At 73.8% G+C, this 17,868-nt stretch carries 19 protein-coding genes; 9 read left to right on the top strand and 10 right to left on the bottom strand.

All coding sequences use genetic code 11. The features are described from left to right. Positions 1–99: 99 nt before the first annotated feature. Both ACFQ6N_RS22650 and ACFQ6N_RS22645 read left to right on the top strand, forming a co-directional pair. On the top strand, positions 100–1,203 hold the full coding sequence (locus ACFQ6N_RS22650) for an Lrp/AsnC family transcriptional regulator (protein WP_380651790.1): 1,104 nt from the start codon (positions 100–102) through the stop codon (positions 1,201–1,203). Positions 1,204–1,323: 120 nt separating this feature from the next. Next, on the top strand, positions 1,324–1,770 hold the full coding sequence (locus tag ACFQ6N_RS22645; protein WP_380651788.1) for a hypothetical protein: 447 nt from the start codon (positions 1,324–1,326) through the stop codon (positions 1,768–1,770). A gap of 277 nt (positions 1,771–2,047) precedes the next feature. Here the strand turns inward: ACFQ6N_RS22645 and ACFQ6N_RS22640 are convergent, their stop codons facing one another. The 3 genes from ACFQ6N_RS22640 to ACFQ6N_RS22630 all read right to left on the bottom strand — a co-directional run bounded on the left by ACFQ6N_RS22640 (position 2,048) and on the right by ACFQ6N_RS22630 (position 4,339). Next, positions 2,048–2,944 (bottom strand): helix-turn-helix domain-containing protein, encoded by an 897-nt coding sequence (locus ACFQ6N_RS22640; protein ID WP_380651786.1) that lies wholly within the window; start codon positions 2,942–2,944, stop codon positions 2,048–2,050. A gap of 51 nt (positions 2,945–2,995) precedes the next feature. Beyond that, positions 2,996–3,478, bottom strand: coding sequence for a DUF2269 family protein (locus tag ACFQ6N_RS22635; RefSeq protein WP_380651783.1), 483 nt, complete (start codon positions 3,476–3,478; stop codon positions 2,996–2,998). A 150-nt stretch (positions 3,479–3,628) separates the two neighbouring features. Beyond that, entirely contained in the window at positions 3,629–4,339 is a 711-nt protein-coding gene (locus ACFQ6N_RS22630; RefSeq protein ID WP_380651781.1) for a 4'-phosphopantetheinyl transferase family protein, read from the bottom strand. 271 nt (positions 4,340–4,610) lie between these two features. Here ACFQ6N_RS22630 and ACFQ6N_RS22625 point away from each other — a divergent pair, with 271 nt between their 5' ends. Further along, complete coding sequence (locus tag ACFQ6N_RS22625; protein WP_380651779.1) at positions 4,611–6,062, top strand: choice-of-anchor A family protein; 1,452 nt, start codon at positions 4,611–4,613, stop codon at positions 6,060–6,062. Between the two features lie 125 nt (positions 6,063–6,187). On the opposite strand, the gene ACFQ6N_RS22620 is transcribed toward ACFQ6N_RS22625, so the two are convergent. Beyond that, positions 6,188–6,817, bottom strand: a complete 630-nt coding sequence (locus ACFQ6N_RS22620; protein ID WP_380651776.1) for a TetR/AcrR family transcriptional regulator — start codon at positions 6,815–6,817, stop codon at positions 6,188–6,190. Between the two features lie 76 nt (positions 6,818–6,893). Here ACFQ6N_RS22620 and ACFQ6N_RS22615 point away from each other — a divergent pair, with 76 nt between their 5' ends. Beyond that, the gene (locus ACFQ6N_RS22615) at positions 6,894–7,883 is read left to right on the top strand and encodes a hypothetical protein (RefSeq protein WP_380651773.1); all 990 of its coding nucleotides are present in this window, start codon (positions 6,894–6,896) and stop codon (positions 7,881–7,883) included. Here ACFQ6N_RS22615 and ACFQ6N_RS22610 read toward each other — a convergent pair. The 4 genes from ACFQ6N_RS22610 to ACFQ6N_RS22595 form a co-directional block, all read right to left on the bottom strand. After that, positions 7,861–8,625, bottom strand: a complete 765-nt coding sequence (locus tag ACFQ6N_RS22610; protein ID WP_380651771.1) for a glucose 1-dehydrogenase — start codon at positions 8,623–8,625, stop codon at positions 7,861–7,863. The two genes, ACFQ6N_RS22615 and ACFQ6N_RS22610, sit on opposite strands and share 23 nt — an antisense overlap. Beyond that, the gene (locus ACFQ6N_RS22605; protein ID WP_380651769.1) at positions 8,622–9,257 is read right to left on the bottom strand and encodes a TetR family transcriptional regulator; all 636 of its coding nucleotides are present in this window, start codon (positions 9,255–9,257) and stop codon (positions 8,622–8,624) included. Before ACFQ6N_RS22605 ends, ACFQ6N_RS22610 begins: the two co-directional genes overlap by 4 nt. Positions 9,258–9,348: 91 nt before the next feature. Then, on the bottom strand, positions 9,349–10,575 hold the full coding sequence (gene kynU, locus ACFQ6N_RS22600) for a kynureninase (protein WP_380651766.1): 1,227 nt from the start codon (positions 10,573–10,575) through the stop codon (positions 9,349–9,351). A gap of 40 nt (positions 10,576–10,615) precedes the next feature. Then, entirely contained in the window at positions 10,616–11,446 is an 831-nt protein-coding gene (locus tag ACFQ6N_RS22595; protein WP_380651763.1) for a tryptophan 2,3-dioxygenase, read from the bottom strand. Positions 11,447–11,635: 189 nt separating this feature from the next. Here ACFQ6N_RS22595 and ACFQ6N_RS22590 point away from each other — a divergent pair, with 189 nt between their 5' ends. Together ACFQ6N_RS22590 and ACFQ6N_RS22585 are read left to right on the top strand one after the other, a co-directional pair. Further along, positions 11,636–12,097 (top strand): Lrp/AsnC family transcriptional regulator, encoded by a 462-nt coding sequence (locus ACFQ6N_RS22590; RefSeq protein ID WP_380651761.1) that lies wholly within the window; start codon positions 11,636–11,638, stop codon positions 12,095–12,097. 106 nt (positions 12,098–12,203) lie between these two features. Continuing rightward, positions 12,204–12,743, top strand: a complete 540-nt coding sequence (locus ACFQ6N_RS22585) for an NADPH-dependent FMN reductase (RefSeq protein ID WP_380651759.1) — start codon at positions 12,204–12,206, stop codon at positions 12,741–12,743. A 56-nt stretch (positions 12,744–12,799) separates the two neighbouring features. Here ACFQ6N_RS22585 and ACFQ6N_RS22580 read toward each other — a convergent pair whose 3' ends face one another. Beyond that, a complete protein-coding gene (locus ACFQ6N_RS22580) occupies positions 12,800–13,435 on the bottom strand; it encodes a MarC family protein (RefSeq protein ID WP_380651756.1) in 636 nt (211 codons plus the stop codon). Positions 13,436–13,696: 261 nt separating this feature from the next. Between ACFQ6N_RS22580 and ACFQ6N_RS22575 the strand changes: the two genes are divergently transcribed. The 3 genes from ACFQ6N_RS22575 (at position 13,697) to ACFQ6N_RS22565 (ending at position 17,114) form a co-directional block, all read left to right on the top strand. Further along, positions 13,697–14,257, top strand: a complete 561-nt coding sequence (locus ACFQ6N_RS22575; protein WP_380651754.1) for a DoxX family protein — start codon at positions 13,697–13,699, stop codon at positions 14,255–14,257. A gap of 134 nt (positions 14,258–14,391) precedes the next feature. Further along, complete coding sequence (locus tag ACFQ6N_RS22570; RefSeq protein ID WP_380651751.1) at positions 14,392–15,009, top strand: FxLYD domain-containing protein; 618 nt, start codon at positions 14,392–14,394, stop codon at positions 15,007–15,009. Positions 15,010–15,296: 287 nt separating this feature from the next. Further along, complete coding sequence (locus ACFQ6N_RS22565; RefSeq protein ID WP_380651748.1) at positions 15,297–17,114, top strand: glycosyl hydrolase family 18 protein; 1,818 nt, start codon at positions 15,297–15,299, stop codon at positions 17,112–17,114. Positions 17,115–17,266: 152 nt separating this feature from the next. Here the strand turns inward: ACFQ6N_RS22565 and ACFQ6N_RS22560 are convergent, their stop codons facing one another. After that, a complete protein-coding gene (locus ACFQ6N_RS22560) occupies positions 17,267–17,848 on the bottom strand; it encodes a MarR family winged helix-turn-helix transcriptional regulator (RefSeq protein ID WP_380651745.1) in 582 nt (193 codons plus the stop codon). Positions 17,849–17,868: the final 20 nt, after the last annotated feature.

Here is a 17,868-nt window from a genome sequence, read left to right as displayed (position 1 = left end):
GCTCCGGGCCGGTGTGCTCCGGCCTCCCGGGACAAGGAGTACCGTCAGGCCTGCCGAACAGGACGCCAGAGCCGCCGAGGATGGCGGAGATCGGACACCATGGACCTCTCCACCACTGATCCGGACACCGTGCTGGACGGGCTCGACCGCCGCCTGGTCTGCGCCCTCCAGGTCGACGGCCGGGCCGAACCCGGCCGGATCGCCGGGGTGCTGGGCGTCTCCGCCCGTACGGTCACCCGCCGACTGGCCCGGATGCGGGCGGCCGGGGTGCTGCGGGTGGTCCGGATGCCCGACGTCGAGGACGCCGCGGTGGGCGCGCTGCTGCTGCGGGTCCGGGTGCTGAGCGGCCGGGTCGACGCCATCGCGCAGGCGCTCGCCGACCGTCCCGACGTCCCCTTCGTCGATGTAATGCTCGGCGGCCAGGAGGTCGGCGCCGTCGTGCTGACCGGCGCCGGGGCCCGCGACCGGCTGCTGTACGGGCAACTGCCCGCGACCGGCGCCGTCACCGAGACCACCACCCACGCCGTGCTGCACGCCTTCGCCGACGCCGGGCAGTGGCGGTCCGGCCACCTGACGGAGGCGGAGGCAGCCGCGCTCGCCCGGCCCGCCGCCCCGCACCCCGCCGCCCCGGATCCTGCCGCCCCGGGCCCCGCCGTCCCGGATCCTGCCGCCCCGCACCCCGCCGCCCCGGCCCCGCCGCCGGACGACCTCGACCGCGCGCTGCTGGCACGGCTGGGCGAGGACGCCCGGCAGTCGCACGCCGTCCTGGCCGCAGCGGTCGGCGCGCCGGAGTCGACCGTGCGCCGTCGGCTGCACCGGCTGGACGGCCTCGGGCTGCTGCGCACCCACGCCACCGTCGATCCGCGGCTGCTCGGCCTGGCCGTGGACGCCAACCTGTGGCTGGACGTGCCGCCCGGCCGGCTCGCCGAGGTCGGCGCGGCGCTCGCCCGCCACCCGCAGGTGCACGGCGTGTTCGCCACCAGCGGCCCGACCAACCTGCTGGCCACGGTGTTCTGCGCGGACCACGGTGAGCTGTACCGCTTCCTCACCGACACCCTCGGCCCGCTCGGCGCCGCCCGCGTCGAGACCACGATCACCGCCCGGGCGGTGAAGCGGGCGGGCGTCCTGCTCCGGCAGCCGGTCCGGCAGCCGTCACCGCAGCCGTCACCGCAGCCGTCACAGCGGCCGCCCCGGCGGCCGTGACCGGGGAGGCCCGTTACCTGCGGGGTAATCGACGGCCGCCGTCCGGCCGGGCAGGGTGGAACCGCCCGGTGAGGCCGCCACGGCCCGGGCTCCCACCCCCCTGACCGGAGGCGATCCGCCATGTCCGCCCACGCGAACACCCTCAGCCCCGCCCGGCCGGGCTCCGCCTTCTCACCGTGGACGGTGCGCGGCGCCCTCGCCCTGGACGCCCTGGCCACCGGCGGCAACGGCCTGGCCTACCTGGCCCTCTCCGGACCGCTCGGCGGGCTGCTCGGCGCCGGCCGCGCCACCCTGGCCGGCCTCGGGCTGCTCCTCACCGGGTACGCGCTCGCGGTCGGAGCGCTGGCCGCCCGCCGACGGCCGCCGCGGCCCGGGGTGCGGGCGGTGGTGGGCCTCAACCTCGGCTGGGTGGTGCTCAGCCTGGTCGCGATGGGGGAGTGGCTGGAGCCGACCACCGCCGGTTCGGTCTGGACCGTCCTCCAGGCCGCGCTGGTGGGCCTGTTCGCCGCCCTGCAGCTCACCGCCCTGCGGCGGGCCGACCGAGTCGGCCGGAGCACGGCGGTCTAGCGAGTCCGAGAGGACCTAGGGCCCGTCTTCAAGCCCCCGCCTGCGGGGCGACGCGCCCCCAGCCTGGCGGCCGGGAGGTACCCCCAGGGCACGCACCTCGCCGCGTTGTCGTCGGTCGCCGATGGCCCCCAGCCTTCGGCCGGGAGGTGCCCCCACCGCATGGACTCTCCCCCAGCCTTCGGCCGGGAGGTGCCCCCATCCTCCGCCTTGCGATGCACGCACCCCAACGCCGCCCCGCCCGCCCTCCGGGCGGACGACGGGGGCTTGAAGACGGGCTCTAGGACGGGCCCTGGTCTTCGGGCCCGACGGCGGACCGGAGGAAGCGCGCCGTCTCCGGGTCGGCCGGGAGGAGGGTCTCCATGGCGAGCTCGGAGACGGTCACGTCCAGCGGTGTGTTGAAGGTTGCGATGGTGGAGAGGAAGGACAGCACCCGCCCCTGGTGCCGGATCCGCAGCGGCAGCGCCAACGGGAAGCCGCCCCAGGCCGGGAGCCCGGCCGGGCCGTCCACCGAACCATCCACCAGGTCGCCCACAGAGCCATCCGCAGAACCGTCCGCAGGCCCGTCCACCTGCTCGGGGTAGCCGAGGACCTCCTCGTACAGCCGTTGCAGCGATTCGGCGCGGACCAGCTCCAGCTGTCGTTCCATCCGCTCCAGCAGGTGCCGCCGCCACTGCCGCAGGTTGACGATGCGCGGCGCCAGCCCGTCGGGGTGGAGGGTGACCCGGACGGCGTTGAGCGGCGGCCGCAGCAGGTGCGGGGCGACCCCGTCCAGGAGCAGCCCGAGCGAGCGGTTGGCCGCCAGGACCCGGAAGCTCCCGTCGACGACGACCGCCGGGTACGGGTCGTGGGCGGCCAGCAGCCGTTCCACGCCGTCGCGCAGCGCGTCCATCGAGGGGTCGTCCAGCGGTGTCTCGGGGTACTGCGGGGCGTAGCCGGCCGCGAGCAGCAGGGTGTTGCGCTCGCGCACCGGGACGTCCAACTGCTCGGCGAGCCGCAGTACCAGGTCCCGGCTGGGGCGGGAGCGGCCGTTCTCGACGAAGCTGAGGTGACGGGCCGAGGAGTCCGCCCGCAGGGCCAGCTGCAGCTGGCTGAGCTGCCGCCGTTCCCGCCAGCCGCGCAGCAGCGGTCCGACGCCGGTTCCCGTCGGGCTGCCCATGCCCGCCATGATCGTCATGGCCCAGGACGGTACTCGAACGAGCCGGTCGGCGGGAGGGGGCGGAGCCGGTCAGACGCCGGTGCTCGACCCGGGCCGGACGACCATGAGCACCACGACGACGGCCCACAGCAGGTTGAACACGCCGGCCGTCATCGGCAGCAGCCGCAGGCCGCCGACGGCCTTGGCGCGCTGCTCGTCGGCCGGGTCGAGGGCGAGCGCGTCCACCGCGGCCTGCTGGCCGGGCAGGACGAAGAGCAGCAGGGCGAGCGCGGCGAGCGCGGTCAGCACCATCGAGACGATGATCCAGGACTGCCCGAGCACGTCCATCACCTGGGCCAGGCCGATGCCCAGCACCGGGACCAGGACCCCCAGCAGCGCGTAGACCTGGGTGATCCGGTGCAGGACGCGCAGTACGCCCGCGTCGGCGGCCTGGTCCGGCCCGCCGGCCAGGGCGGCCTTCGCCCGGCGGGGGAACATGCTGACGGCCACCGCGACCGGGCCTATGAACAGGACCGAGACGAGGACGTGCAGGCTCAGCAGGAACTTGGCCATGGCGGGGCACCCTTTGGATCCGGTGGGGAGCTGGGACGGCGGGCGCGGTCGGCGCGCCCACGACCAGGCACGCTAACACCGCTTATCCACAGGCCCCGGGCGCCCCCGGCCCTGGACGGGCTGTCCCGCCCCGACTGGCTGCCCCCGGTCCTAGCTGTACTGACCCGTCAGCCCGACGATCCGCGGCGGGGCGGCGCCGACCGCGGCGACGGCCGCGCCGTGCTCCGGGTCGGTCCAGTCGATCAGGTGCAGGTCCTCGTACCGGCTGCGCAGCGGGGCGCCGGGCGGGACGGCCAGGGGCAGGGCGGAGAGGTCGATCCGGCCGAGGGTGTCCAGGGTGGCCCGCCCGATCTTGATCAGCGACTCCTTGCGCACCCACTGCCGCAGGAACGCCCGGTCCGGCTCCGGGTCCGCCTCGACGGCCGCGAGCTCGGCCGGGGTCAGCACCCGGCGGGCGACCGCGCGCAGCGAGCCGCCGCGGGCGGACAGCTCGACGTCCACGCCGATCGGCTGGTACCCGGCGCCGGCCGCGACCACGCCCCGGGTGTGCGACAGGCTCACGTGCACCCCGGGGTGGTCCGGCAGGTACGGCTTGCCGTGGTCGGCGAGCCCGCAGTCCGGGCACTCCTGGGCGAGCACCAGGCCGGCCGCCGGGACACCGAGCAGCCGGGCCGCGCAGAGCCGGACCAGCAGGTGCCCGGCGGTGAAGTCGAGCCGCCCGGACTCGTGCCGGAAGCGCGCGGCGCGTTCCCGCTCGACGGCGGTCAGCAGGCGCTCGTCCGCCTCGGGGTGCCGCAGCACGGCGTCGGCGGACGCGACGGCGACGAGCGGGGCGCTCTGGTCCTGGGCCTCGGTGGTCATGCCTCCAACCTAGCTCCCCCCGGGCCCCGGTCGGCGGGGGACCGTGTCGGGACGGGGGCTGCGCCGTCCGTCTGGGCTTTCGATCCGATCTGAGGGTCTATAGGGTATGAATCGTCCGATTTGGTGTTGGATATCCCTGATCTATGGAATTCGCCGTAGACAGCACAGAACATGGCAGGTCGTCCGACTCTGCCCCTTCCCAGTCACGCCAGTCGCGGAGGAGTTGTCGATGGGTCAGGCCACCGGTTCACCGGATCGCAGAACGACCACCGTGAGGACACCTGCCACCCGGGGCCGGCAGGCCGTCAGGGTCGCGGTGGCGACCGTCGTCGCCGCGCTGCCGCTGGCCGCGGTGCTGACGGTCGGTTCGGCCGCGCCGCTGGCCCCGCCGCTGGGCGCCTGCACCGGACCGGACTGCCCGGCGACCTGGCCGCCGGCGAACAACGGCGACTTCACCGGGCGGGACGCCAGCATCAACGTCTTCACCGGCGGCGACTACACCGTGAACGGCCGTGCCGCCGAGGCCGAGGGCAAGATCGTCGCGCTGGGGAACCTGACCGTCGACAAGAACGGCGGCGGCATCTACAACATGGGCGTCGTCGGCGTCGGCTCGCGCGTGGTGCCGCCCAACGGCAGCGACTTCGTGACCACCGGCGGCAACGTCGACGTCAGGACCGGCAACAGCATCCTGATCGGCGGCAGCGACTCGCACGGCCCGGCCTTCGGCAACCTGCGCCACGCGGGCAGCGTGACCGGCACCGTCAGCATCGACCCCACCGGTCAGGCGATCCAGGACCCGAACGCGGCCGCGCCCTACCAGACCGTGCTGACCCAGATCGAGGAGGTCTCCGACTGCGTCGGGCGGGCCACCGCGACCGGCACGGTCGACATCTCCTCCAGCCAGGCGACCTTCACCGGCGACGGCACCAGCGCGCGGCAGGTCTTCAACGTCTCCCAGAACCTCGCCTCGCCGAGCGGCGGGCAGATCGGCCTGGTCTTCCAGAACATCCCGGCCGGCGCCACCGTCGTGGTGAACATGCTCGGGGACAGCCCGATCATCAACACCTACACCGGCACCGGCCTGGCGGGGGACCAGACCACCGACATGCGGTCGAAGCTGATGTACAACTTCCCGACCGCGACCTCGGCCCAGATCCTGGGCAGCGCGCAGTTCCAGGGCTCCGTCCTGGCCGGCAACCCGGGCGGCACCACGACCATCGCCCAGCCGGGCATGAACGGCCGGGTCTACCTGGCGGGCAACCTGGTCCACACCGGGACGGGCGGCTACGAGATCCACAGCTACCCGTTCGACGGGGACCTGCCGGAGTGCACGGTGTCGCCCAGCCCGTCGCCGACCTCGTCCTCGCCCTCGCCGTCCTCCTCGCCGACATCCCCGAGCCCCACTTCGCCGACTCCGACCTCGCCGTCCCCGACGTCCCCCAGCCCGACGTCCCCGGCGCCGACCTCCCCGAGTCCGACCTCGCCGTCGCCGACCTCGCCGAGCGGGAGCGCCACCTCGCCGTCGGGCAGTGCGTCGTCGTCGAGCACGGGACCGGGCCCGACCAGCCACCACCCGACCAGCCACCACCCCGGCCCCGGCGGTGAGCTGCCCTCCACCGGCGCGGGCAACGCCCCGGTGGTCTTCGGTCTGGCGGGCGTCGGCCTGCTCGGCCTCGGCGGTCTGGCCGTGATGGCCGCCCGTCGCCGCGGCCGCCACAGCTGACGGCCCGGACGGGACGGCCGAAGGGCGCCCGAGCATCCGAGCACCTCAGCACCTCAGCACCTGAACGCCTCAACAGCTGAACATCTCAACACCTCAACAGCTGAGCAGCGGCCCGGGCCCGTGTCCTACCTCGCCGTCGGGTAGTCCGCGAGTCCGGAGGCGAGCAGGCCGAAGGCGCGTTCCACCGCCGCTTCGACCCGCGTGCGCACGGCCCCGGCCGGTTCGCCGGCCACCATGGCCCGCCGGATCTCGCCGAGCACCGCCCGGTGGGCCCCGGCGACGGCGCCGGCCAGGACGTGGGGGAGCGGGTCGTCCGGGGCGGCTCCGGACTCCTCGGCGAGGACGGCGGCCAGTGCCGCCTCGGCCCGCTCGCCGAGTTCCAGCAGCCGGGCCCGCAGGGCCGGGCTGTCCGAGACGATCCGCCAGAACGCCGCCATCCCCGGGCTGAGTCCGACCGTCGGCTCCCCGGCCGCGACCGCCGCCAGCAGGTCGGCCCGGACGGCGTCCACGGCGGAGCGGCCGGCCGGGCGGTGCCGGACCACGTCGGCCAGGTGGGCGACCACCGCGTCCTGTCGGTCGAAGAACAGGTCCTCCTTGGTCGGGAAGTAGTTGAAGACCGTGTTCGGCGAGACCCCGGCGGCCCGGGCCACCTCGACCACGGTGACCCGGTCGAACCCGCGCTCGGCGAACAGGCCCATGGCCGTGTCGGCCAGGAGTTCCCGGGTCTGCTGCTTCTTGAGTTCGCGAAGTCCCATGCCCGGATCCTACGACCTGACCATGGTGTCACACCAAACTTGCAGTGACACCAAGAATATCGGCTACGGTGGCGGCATGACCTTCACCTTCGGCATCTATCCCGGCGGGGCGCTCGGTGACGACACCGGCGTGCTCGCCCCCGTCCGCCCCGACGACCCGGCGCCGATCACCGAGGCCCTGCGCGAACTCCAGGGCGGCGCCGACGAGTTCCTGGTCCGCGCCTACCGCTCGTACGGGGATCCCGGGCAGGCCCCCGAGCGGCCCGGGCAGTACGCCGTCGAGGGCCGGAAGCTGGACCTGGTGCTCCAGTACCGCGACCGCGGCGGGGAGACGGCGGGCTGGCTGGACTTCGTCCGGCGGACGGTCCGGACCGAGGGCCACCGCACCGCCCTCCTCCAGATCTGCGAGGAGCCCAACCTCGACCTGCCGCCCGTGGACGGCAGCATCCCGGGCGTCCGCCGGGCACTGGTCGAGGGTGTGGTCGCGGCCAAGGAGGAGGCGCTGGCCCGGGGGTACCGGGACCTGGCCGTCGGCTTCAACGCGGTGCCGTCCTTCGACCCCGCCGACACCTTCTGGTCCGACCTGGGGCGGCTGGCCGACGAGCGCTTCCACCGCGCCCTGGACTACGTCGGCGTGGACTTCTTCCCGGACGTCTTCCGGCCCGTCCCGGCCGACCGGCTGGCCGACGCGGTCGGGGCGGTGCTGACCGGATTCCGCCGGGACTCGCTGCCCGCGGCCGGCATCGGGCCCGGCGTCCCGCTGCGGATCTGCGAGAACGGGTGGCCCACCGGCCCCGGGCGGAGCGAGGCCCGGCAGGCCGAGGTGGTCGAGGAGGTGGTCCGTACGGTCGTCGGGCTGTCCGCCGAACTCACCGTCACCGGCTACGCGTTCTTCGCGCTGCGGGACGCGGACAGCGCGGGCGGGGGGCCGTTCCACCGCTTCGGCCTGCTGCGCGACGACTACACGCGCAAGCCGGCCTTCGACACCTACCGGCGACTGGTGGCCGAACTGACCGTCCGGCAGGGCCCGTCGGCGGTGGGCCTCACTGCCCCATCACGTACTTGACGGTCGGGCCGGTGGTCCAGCCGCCGTCCACCGCCAGCTCGGCGCCGGTGACGTAGGAGGCGTCGTCGGAGAGCAGGTAGACCACGGCGGTGGCGATCTCGGGGGCCTCGCCGACCCGGGCCATCGGGGTGTTGGGGTAGTTGCCCTCGCCGGGCAGGATGCCGACCGAGGCGGTCATCGGGGTGTAGGTCATGCCCGGGTGCACCGAGTTGACCCGGATCCGCTCGGTGCCCAGCTCGACCGCGCCGATCTTGCTCAGGCCGCGTACGCCCCACTTGGAGGCGCCGTAGCCGGCGGTCAGCGCCAGGCCCATCAGGCCGGCCGCCGAGGAGATGTTGACGATCGAGCCGCCGCCGGCCGCGCGCATCGCCGGGACGACGGTCTTCATCCCGATGAACACACCGGTCAGGTTGATGTCCAGGACCCTGCGGAAGTGCTCGACGCTCTCCTCGGCGAGCAGCGTCCCGGTGGAGATCCCGGCGTTGTTGACCAGGCCGTGCACCGCGCCGAACTCCGCCACCGCGAAGTCCACCACGCGCTGCCAGTCCTCCTCCGAGGTCACGTCGTGCCGGACGAACCGGGCCCGCTCGCCGAGCGCGGCGGCGGTGGCCCTGCCGTCCTCCTCCAGGACGTCGGTGACCACCACGGCGGCGCCGGCCGCGACGGCGAGCCGGGCGGCCTCGGCGCCCAGGCCGCGGGCGCCTCCGGTGATGACCACGGTCTTGCCGGTCAGGTCGTTCATGACGTGCTCCTCTGGGGGGTGGGGGCGGAGAGCATGGCGGTGGACATCGTCACCAGGTCGGCGAGGAAGGTCTCCTCGTCCGTGAGGGGGGTGGCCCCGGTGAGGTACTGCCGGGCCCGGTCGGCCAGGGCCGCGCCGACCACGGTGAGGACCAGGTCGATCCGTTCCAGCCGGATCGGCTCCGGCAGCGCGGAGATCCGCTGCTCGACGAGCTCGATCAGCCGCCAGTAGCCGCCGCCCGCGAGGGTGGGGTGCGGTGTCCGGGTGCGGACCCCGCTGCTGTGGCTGACCTGCGCGGAGATCCGCAGGCAGTGCCGGCCCCGCTCGGTGCGCAGCTCGGTGGCCTCGGCCGCGACCAGGGCGCCGAGCAGTCCGGGCAGGTCCGCGTCCGCGAGTGTGGGCAGACGCGGCGCGAGGGCCTGCTCGGCGCGCTCCTGGCGTCCGGCCATGATCGCGTCGAGCAGGCCCTCGCGGGAGCCGAAGTGGTACTGCACGGCGGACGGGTTGCTCTGTCCGGCCAGTCGGATGATGTCCCTGGTCAGGGCGGCTTCCACGCCGCGGGTGGCGAAGAGTTCCTCCGCCGCTCGCAGCAGCCTCTCGCGGGTCTCGTGGCCCGCCGACGTCCTTGCCATGTGACCGATATTAATGCTGTGCATTATTAACGGCAAAGGGAGGGCCCCACCGGGCCCCGCCCTGCGCCACCGAGCTCTACGTCGCCCCGCCCTACGTCACCGCGCCCCGGCGGGAGAAGCGTTCCGCCCGCCACTCGCCGCTTTCCAGGACCTCGGCCAGCTGCCGGGCCGCGTCCCAGACCTCGGTGTACGAGAGGTAGAGCGGGGTGAAGCCGAAGCGCATCAGGTCCGGCGCGCGGAAGTCGCCGATCACCCCGCGCTCGATCAGCGCCTGCACCACCGGGTAGCCGTCGGCGTGCCGCAGGGCGACCTGGCTGCCGCGCCGGGCGTGCTCGCGCGGGGTCACCACCTCGATCCCGTCCAGGCCTTCGGTCAGTCCGATGAACAGGTCGGTCAGCGCCAGGCTCTTCGCCCGCACCTGCGCGAGGTCGGCCCGTTCCCAGACGTCCAGCGAGGCCTCCAGGGCGGCCTGGCCGAGCAGGGAGGGCGAGCTGGTCAGGAACCGGCCGATGCCGGGCTTCGGGTCGTACCCGGGCTCGAAGGCGAACGGGCGGGCGTGCCCGAACCAGCCGCTCAGCGGCTGGAGCGGACCGGCCGCCAGGTGCCGCTCGGCGACGTACAGGAAGGCCGGCGAACCGGGGCCGCCGTTCAGGTACTTGTAGGTGCAGCCGATCGCGAAGTCCGCGTTCGCGGCGCCGAGCCCGACCGGCAGCGCGCCCACCGCGTGGCAGACGTCCCAGATCATCAGCGCGCCCGCGGCCTGCACCCGGGCGGTGATCCCGGGCATGTCCAGCAGCTCGCCGGTGCGGTAGTCCACGTGGGAGAGGACCACCGCGGCGACGTCCCCGTCCAGGTGCCGGTCCAGCTCCTCCGGCCGGACCAGCACGCTGCGCGCGCCCTCCACCAGGGCGGTCACGCCCTCGGCGATGTACAGGTCGGTCGGGAAGGCCTCGGCGTCGCCGAGCACCGTGCCCCGCCCCGGACGCAGCCGCAGCGCGGCCGACAGCACCTTGAACAGGTTCACCGAGGTGGTGTCACAGACGACCACCTCCGCCGGATCCGCCCCGACCAGTGGCGCGATCCGCCGGCCCAGCCGGTACGGCTGCTCGAACCAGCCGGCGTCGTTCCAGCTGCGGATCAGCTCCCGGCCCCACTCCTCCTCGACCACCCGGCGCACCCGCTCCGGGGTGCGCACCGGCAGCGCGCCCAGTGAGTTGCCGTCCAGGTAGATCACCCCGTCCGGCAGGGCGAACTCCTTGCGGAACGCCGCCAGCGGGTCGACGGCGTCCAGCGCCGCGCACTCCTCGCGCGTGGTCATGCCCGTTCCTCCCTCGTCTTCCTTGCCCCGTCGTTCCTGCTCACAGCCCGTCCCGGATCGTCCACAGCTCCGGGAACACGTCCTGCTCGGCCGACTTGCGCAGCCAGGTCAGCCCGCTGGAGCCGCCCGAGCCGGGCTTGCCGCCCATCGTCCGCTTGACCGCCGACAGGTGCCGCTGGCGCCAGCGGGTGACCCGCTCGGCGACGTCCAGCAGCGCCTCGCCGAGCGGCCGCAGCGTGGCGGACTCCGGCTCGGTGTAGACCCGCCGCCAGGCCGCCGCGACCTCCTCGGACGGGCGGTAGCGCTGCTCGGAGGCCTCCTGCGGCGGCAGCAGGCCGCGCCGTGCCAGCAGCGCCAGCGCCTCGTCGTACAGGCTGGGGGCGCGCAGCGCCTCGGTCAGCCCGGCCTGCGTCCCCGGCATGCCGTCGTACATCGCCAGCAGCGCGGCGTTCTTGTTGCCGAGCAGGAACTCCAGGTGCAGGAAGGCCGCGGACTGGAAGCCGGAGGCCTCACCGAACAGCGAGCGGAAGGAGTTGAACTCCTGCGGCGTCATGGTGGCCAGCAGGTCCCAGGAGTCCACCAGCACGTCCTGCGCGTGGGTGCCCCGGCGCAGCGCGGCGAGCGCGGCGGGCAGGTCGTCCTCGCGCAGCGCCTGCCGGGCGATCGTCCACTCGTGCCGCAGCAGGTCGAAGAGCAGCTCCATCACCTGGGTGGTGACGATGAACGACAGTTCGGCGGGCTCTTTGCTGCGCGGGTGCTGGAGGCTGTGCAGCTCGTCCAGGCGCACGTAGCGGGCGTACGGGGTGCTCCGATCCGGCGTCGCTCCCCGGCCGAACGACAGGTTGGGTGTCTCCACCGTGTCGTGCCCCATCGCGATCCCTCCTGATCCCTCGGGCTCCATCGCCCGCTCGGGTGATCCAGACGGACTGCCTGGTTCCACCGGGATGCCCATTGTGCGGTGGTGAGGGCCCCCGCTTGAATGGTCGACGGGCACCGCAACCGCGGTTTGAGCTGTCGTTCGCGAGGCGTTCGGCCGGTTCGCTTTACGAATGAGAATTCCTTGATCCCGACCACCCGGGGAGTCGCCATGGACGCCGTCGACCGCCGCCTGCTGGCCGAGCTGCAGGCCGATGCCCGGCTCTCGTACAACGAACTCTCCCGCCGGGTGAGCCTGTCCGCACCCGCGGTGGCCGAACGGGTCCGGCGCCTGGAGGCGGAGGGGGTGATCAGCGGCTACCACGCCCATGTCGACCCCACCCGGGCCGGGCTGCCGATCACCGCGCTGGTTCAGATCCAGTGCTACGGACCGCGCTGCGTGCTGCGCGACCCCGGGGTGGCGACCTGGCCGGAGGTGCTCCAGCTGCACCGGGTCACCGGCGGGGCCTGCTGCGTGCTGCTGGTCGCGGTGCCGACGATGGCGGAGTTCGAGGCGCTGTGCGACCGGCTCGGCGGCTACGGGCAGCCGTCCAGCTCGATGATCCTCTCCAGCCCGGTGCCGTGGCGGCCGCTGGCGCCGAACTGACCGGGCACCGGTCGTGGGTGCCGGTCGCGGGCACCGGTCGCGGGGCCCGCGGGCGGGCCCGGTCGGACGGGCCTTGACGCGCACGTCAAGGAGTAGGTTCTGCGGCATGCCGAACGAGCGCCACATCCTGCTGCTGCCGGGGAGCCTGCGGGCCGGCTCCACCAACGAGACCGTGCTGCGCACCGCGGCCGCCGTGGCCGCCGCCACCCCCGGCCTGCGGACCACGTACTACACCGGGCTGGCCGGGCTGCCGCACTTCAACCCGGACCACGACACCGACCCGCTGCCGGAGCCGGTGGCCGAGCTGCGGGCCGCGATCGGGGCGGCCGACGCACTGCTGGTCTGCACCCCCGAGTACGCCGGGACGCTGCCGGGCTCGTTCAAGAACCTGCTGGACTGGACGGTCGGCGGGGTCGAGATCTCGGACAAGCCGGCTGCCTGGATCAACGCCGCCGGTCCGGGCCGGGGCGGGGGCGCCGAGGCCGCCCTGCGGACGGTCCTCGGCTACACCGGCGCGGCCGTGCTGGACGAGGCCTGCGTCCGGATCCCGCTGGAGCGCGGGGCGGTGGGCCCGGACGGGCTGGCCGCCGATCCGCTGGTGCGGGGGCGGATCGGCGAGGTGCTGGCGCTGCTGGCAGCGGCCTGACCACAGCCTGACCGGGCCCGGCCGTGCGCCGGCCGTGCGCCGGCCGTGGGCCGGGCTCAGTGGGCCTCGGGCAGGTGCACCCCGAGCCCGGCCAGGCCCGCCAGGAACAGTTCCACGCCGACCGCCGCCAGCAGCAGTCCGAGCAGCCGGGACAGCACCTCCAGCGAGGTCCGGTGGGTGCGCTGCATCAACGGTGCGAGCACGGCCACGCAGACGTAGTTGATCACCACGACGGCCACGTACGCCCCGGCGACGGTGGCCTTCCAGCCCCAGTCGTCCCGGTTGAGCGAGGCGACCAGGACGGCGCTCACCGCGAGCGGGCTGGCGATGTAGGGCAGCAGCAGCTCGCGGATGCCGTCCACCAGGGGGTTCGGCAGGTGCTCGTCCTCCTCGTCGGCTCCGGCGCCGAGGTGGACGCCGAAGACCAGCGCGACCGCGTAGACGAAGAAGATCAGTCCGCCGGCGAGCTGCAGCGACTGGTCGCTGATGTGGAAGAGCGTGCTGACCTCGTCCGCCGTGAAGCCGAGCACCAGGCCGATCACCGCGGAGATGAGCGTGCTCCATGCCGCCAGCCGCCGCAGTTCGCGGGTGGTGCGGGTGGGGGCGAGCCGGGCGAAGGCCAGCAGGGTCTTCGGCGGGCCGACCACGGCGAAGAAGGTGATGAAGGCGCTGCTCAGGTTGAAGACGAACATGGGGCAAGCATGACCGCGCCCCCCGGGGCGGCCGGTCCGCCACGCCCCGCGGCCGGGGGTGGCGTGGATCTCCCCGGCCCGCCTGTCCCGCCCGGTGCGCGGTCCATTCCCGGGCGGCGGCGAATTCGCCCGGATGGCGGCCCCGGCTCGAACGGGCGGCCGGTCTCGGGTGCCATGGAGGCAGGACCGCCGCGCGCCGGCGGGCCGCACCGGAACGACCGACCGGCAGGGACCACTCCGCCGCGGAAACGAGGATGCGACATGTGCCTGAACCGTAAGGACCTGGGCCTGCTGGCCCTGCGCAGCGCGGTCGGCGGAGTGCTGATCGCGCACGGCACCCAGAAGCTGTTCGGCTGGTTCGGGGGCGGCGGCCTGGAGGGCACCACCCAGGCCATGGACCACATGGGCTTCCACCCGGCGCGGGAGAGCGCGATCGCGGCCGGCCTCGGCGAGGCGGGCGGCGGCGCGCTGCTGGTGGCCGGGCTGGCCACGCCGGCGGCCGGCGCGGTGGTGGCCGGGACGATGGCGGGCGCGGTGGCGGTGCACGCCCCGGCGGGCTTCTTCGCGATGTCCGGCGGCTACGAGTACCCGGCCTTCCTCGGCGCGGCCGGGCTGGCGATCGGTCTGGCCGGGCCCGGGCGGTACTCGCTGGACCACCTGACCGGCCACGTCTTCGACCGGTCGTGGGTCGGCCTGCTGTCCTTCGTCGGGAGTGCGGCCGGGGCGTACGCGGTGGTGGCGCGGCGCCGGCACGTGGTGCGGCTGCGCGAGGAGCGGGCCGCGGTGGAGGCGGACGAGGAGAACGGCGCGGGGCTGTCCTGAGGGGCCCGGCGGCCGTTCACCCGGAGGCAGCAGCCCTGCTGGCGGCTGCCCCCGGGCCCTCGGAGGGTGGGCGGGGAGGCGTGCCGGGCAGCCCGGCGCCGACCGGAGACGGCCGACCGGAAACGAGGGACCGCATGGACCGCCAGCCGCCCACCCGGGCCACGACCCCGCCCAGGACCACCGCGCGGGACCTGGCCGCGCCGCCGTCGCGCCACCGGTACCGGGCGGTGGCCGGGGTGCTGGCCGCGGCCCTGGCCGGCGCGGTGGCGCTGGCCGGCTGCTCCTCCGGCAAGAGCGCGAGCAGTGTCGCCTCCGAGGCGGCCGCCGCCGTGGAGAAGGGGGCGAGCGCCGCCGCCTCGGCGGCCTCGGCGCTGGCCTCGGCGGCCGGCGGGGCGGGGGCGGCGATCGCCTCGGCGGAGGCGCAGGCCTCGGCGGCGGTGTCGGCGGCCTCCTCGGCGGTGTCGGGGATCAAGGGCGGGCTGGACGCCAAGGCGGACGTCTCCCTGGGCGAGGTGACCACCGGCTCGGACGGCAAGGCGCAGGTGCAGCTGACCGTCACCAACCACGGTCAGCAGTCGTACCGGTACGTGGTCCAGTTGGACTTCACCGACGGGTCCGGCAAGGTGCTCGACGCGACCGCGGTGACCGTCCAGGACGTGGCCGCCGGGCAGAGCGCCCAGGCCACCGCGCACAGCAACCGGGATCTGTCCGGCACGGTCAAGGCCGAGGTCGCCAACGCCGTCAGGTACTGACGCCCAGCTCAGCGCGGGGGCGGAACCTTAAGCGGGTCTCAAGGCCCAACAGCACCCCTTGACGGGCGAGTTGGTCTAGTCCATTTTTATGCCCAGGTGCAGGGAGCCCCTGAACCGGCGCCGAAGGCCTCGTGCCGTCGGCGCCGGTTCGGCACATCCCGGTGTCCGTCATGCCTGATCCGCTCGATTCCCCCGTCATTCCTGTCATGTCCCGGTCGTCCGGCCCCACCCCGGACGCGCGCCCCCGGACCGGCGGGAACCCCCACAACCAGGAGAGTCACGCACCCATGCTGCGCTCACGCATCGAAAGGGCCGGGGCCCCGGCCCCGCAGGACGGCCGCCGACGCCGTCCGAAGAGCCTGGCCGCCGTCGCGGCCGGCACCACCGCCTCCCTGCTGCTCGGCGCGGGCCTCGCGCTGTCCGGCGGCGCCGCGGCCAACGCCGCGACCACCAACGCCACCGGCGCGCCCGCCACCAGCGGCGGCATCAAGGTCGCCTACTACGACCAGTGGTCGGTCTACGCCAACGGGTACTACCCGAAGACGATCCAGGACACCGGCGTGGCCGGGAAGCTGGACTACCTGATCTACGACTTCGCCAACATCCACCCGTCCGACCTGGGCTGTTTCGAGGCCACCAAGGCCGCCGACACCAACGACAACAACCCCAACGCGGGTGACGGCGCGGGCGACGCGTTCGCCGACTACCAGAAGAGCTTCGGCGCGGACATCTCGGTCGACGGCGTCGGCGACGTCTGGAACCAGCCGATCGCGGGCAACTTCAACCAGCTGAAGAAGCTGAAGGCGAAGAACCCGAACCTCAAGGTCCTGCTCTCGCTGGGCGGTTGGACCTACTCCAAGTACTTCTCGCCGGCCGCCGCCACGGACGCCTCGCGCAAGCACCTGGTGTCGTCCTGCATCGACATGTTCATCAAGGGCAACCTGCCCTCGGACGCCGGCTTCGGCGGCCCGGGCTCGGGCGCCGGCGTCTTCGACGGCATCGACATCGACTGGGAGTACCCGGGCGGCGGCGGCCACGCCGGCAACCTCTCCAGCCCGGCCGACAAGCAGAACTTCACCGCGCTGCTGAAGGAGTTCCGCACCCAGCTGGACGCGCAGGGCAAGGCCGACAACAAGACCTACGCCCTGTCGGCGGCGGTCGGCGCCGGCCAGGACAAGATCATGAACGTCGAGACCGACAAGATCGGTCAGTACCTGACCTTCCTCGACGTCATGACCTACGACATGCACGGCGGTTGGGACCCGCAGGGGCCGACCAACCACCAGGCGCCGATCTACTCGGGCCCGAACGACCCGTCGTCCCCGGCCAAGCCGGGCAACGGCAAGTACTCGATCGACAACGCCATCAAGGCGTGGACGGTCGGCGACGCGGCCTACGGCATCCCCGGCGGCTTCCCGGCCAACAAGATCAACATGGGTGTGCCGTTCTACTACCGCGGCTGGACCGGTGTCCAGAACAACGGCAAGAACGGCCTCTTCCAGCCCGCCACCAGCCCGGCGGCCGGTGCGGCGATGTCCGGCAACGTCCCCGGCATCCAGATGTACAAGGAGCTCGCGGGCTTCGTCGACAACCCGTCCAGGACCTTCTGGGACGACGACGCCAAGGCCACGTACTTCTACGACGGCAACACCTTCTGGAGCGGTGAGGACGCCAAGTCCATCCAGGCCAAGCTCGACTACGCGCACTGCAACGGGCTCGGCGGCTCCTTCGCCTTCTCGCTGTACGACCTGGGCACCAAGACCAGCCTGTTCGACACGATGGTGAACGCCACCAACGGCTCCGCGGCCGGCTGCCCGGCCCCGCCGACCGGCACCCCGACCCCGACCCAGACGCCGACCGGCACCCCCACCGGCACGCCGACGGGCACCCCGACCGGTACGCCGACCGGCACCCCCACCGGTACCCCGACCACCCCGGCCACCTGCTCGGCCGCCCCGAGCTGGGACACCAACACCACCTACGCGGCCGGCGGCACCAAGGTCTCCTGGAAGGGCCACTACTACACCAACAAGTGGTGGACCAAGGGCGACGACCCGAGCCTGAGCGGCCAGTGGGGCGTCTGGACCGACAACGGTCCCTGCTGAAGCGCTGAAGCGCTGAACCACTGACCCGCTGAGTCGCCGAGGGCCTGACGGACCCTCGCAGCACCTGCGGTCATGAGTCCGGCCCGCCGGGGGAGCACCCCCGGCGGGCCGGACTTCGCCGTTCCCGGGCCCGGGTCCGCCCCCGGCGGTGCTCAGCCCTGGTCGGCGGGGCGTCCGGACGCGTCCGGACGGCTCTCCTCGATCCGCCGCAGCATCCGGGCCAGCAGCCCGGAGAGCACGGTGCGCTCCTCGCCCGTGATGTCCTGCAGCAGGCCCTCCTCGAACACCGCCGCCATCCGCATCGACTCCAGCCACTTGTCGCGGCCGGCCTCGGTCAGCTCGATGATCACCCGCACCCGGTTGGACTCGTCCCGGTCCCGGGTGACCAGGCCGTCGGCGACCATCCGGTCGATCCGGTGCGTCATCGCCGCCGGGGTGAGCCCGAGCCGCTTGGCGAGCTCGCCCGGACCCAGCCGGTAGGGGCTGCCGGAGACCACCAGTGCCTTCAGCACCTCCCACTCGGCGGAGGTGATTCCGAGCACAGTCAGCTGCCGGTCGTACGCCACGCCCATCCGCCGGGAGACCCGGTTGAGGGTCTGGACGATCGTCTCCACCTGGGGGTCGACGGTGGGGAACTCCCGCTGGTAGACGGCCACCTGCTCGGCGACGGCGAACTCCAGGGGGGTGGCCGGGGCGGGCTTGGCGGCAGCCGGCGCCGGCTTGTCCGTAGTCATGCGGACCAGTGTCGCACGGG

The organism is Kitasatospora sp. NPDC056446, from assembly GCF_042796115.1.
In the GTDB taxonomy this organism is placed as follows: Bacteria; Actinomycetota; Actinomycetes; order Streptomycetales; family Streptomycetaceae; genus Kitasatospora.
This window is presented reverse-complemented; position numbering and strand designations above follow the sequence as displayed.

Coding starts and splice junctions, on each gene's coding strand:
- ACFQ6N_RS22650 (WP_380651790.1), top strand. CDS start 100: ATGGACCTCTCCACCACTGATCCGGACACCGTGCTGGACGGGCTCGAC.
- ACFQ6N_RS22580 (WP_380651756.1), bottom strand. CDS start 13,435: ATGTTCGTCTTCAACCTGAGCAGCGCCTTCATCACCTTCTTCGCCGTG.
- ACFQ6N_RS22630 (WP_380651781.1), bottom strand. CDS start 4,339: ATGACCACCGAGGCCCAGGACCAGAGCGCCCCGCTCGTCGCCGTCGCG.
- ACFQ6N_RS22595 (WP_380651763.1), bottom strand. CDS start 11,446: ATGGGGCACGACACGGTGGAGACACCCAACCTGTCGTTCGGCCGGGGA.
- ACFQ6N_RS22620 (WP_380651776.1), bottom strand. CDS start 6,817: ATGGGACTTCGCGAACTCAAGAAGCAGCAGACCCGGGAACTCCTGGCC.
- ACFQ6N_RS22560 (WP_380651745.1), bottom strand. CDS start 17,848: ATGACTACGGACAAGCCGGCGCCGGCTGCCGCCAAGCCCGCCCCGGCC.
- ACFQ6N_RS22575 (WP_380651754.1), top strand. CDS start 13,697: ATGTGCCTGAACCGTAAGGACCTGGGCCTGCTGGCCCTGCGCAGCGCG.
- ACFQ6N_RS22585 (WP_380651759.1), top strand. CDS start 12,204: ATGCCGAACGAGCGCCACATCCTGCTGCTGCCGGGGAGCCTGCGGGCC.
- ACFQ6N_RS22605 (WP_380651769.1), bottom strand. CDS start 9,257: ATGGCAAGGACGTCGGCGGGCCACGAGACCCGCGAGAGGCTGCTGCGA.
- ACFQ6N_RS22610 (WP_380651771.1), bottom strand. CDS start 8,625: ATGAACGACCTGACCGGCAAGACCGTGGTCATCACCGGAGGCGCCCGC.
- ACFQ6N_RS22640 (WP_380651786.1), bottom strand. CDS start 2,944: ATGACGATCATGGCGGGCATGGGCAGCCCGACGGGAACCGGCGTCGGA.
- ACFQ6N_RS22615 (WP_380651773.1), top strand. CDS start 6,894: ATGACCTTCACCTTCGGCATCTATCCCGGCGGGGCGCTCGGTGACGAC.
- ACFQ6N_RS22565 (WP_380651748.1), top strand. CDS start 15,297: ATGCTGCGCTCACGCATCGAAAGGGCCGGGGCCCCGGCCCCGCAGGAC.
- ACFQ6N_RS22570 (WP_380651751.1), top strand. CDS start 14,392: ATGGACCGCCAGCCGCCCACCCGGGCCACGACCCCGCCCAGGACCACC.
- kynU (WP_380651766.1), bottom strand. CDS start 10,575: ATGACCACGCGCGAGGAGTGCGCGGCGCTGGACGCCGTCGACCCGCTG.
- ACFQ6N_RS22635 (WP_380651783.1), bottom strand. CDS start 3,478: ATGGCCAAGTTCCTGCTGAGCCTGCACGTCCTCGTCTCGGTCCTGTTC.
- ACFQ6N_RS22645 (WP_380651788.1), top strand. CDS start 1,324: ATGTCCGCCCACGCGAACACCCTCAGCCCCGCCCGGCCGGGCTCCGCC.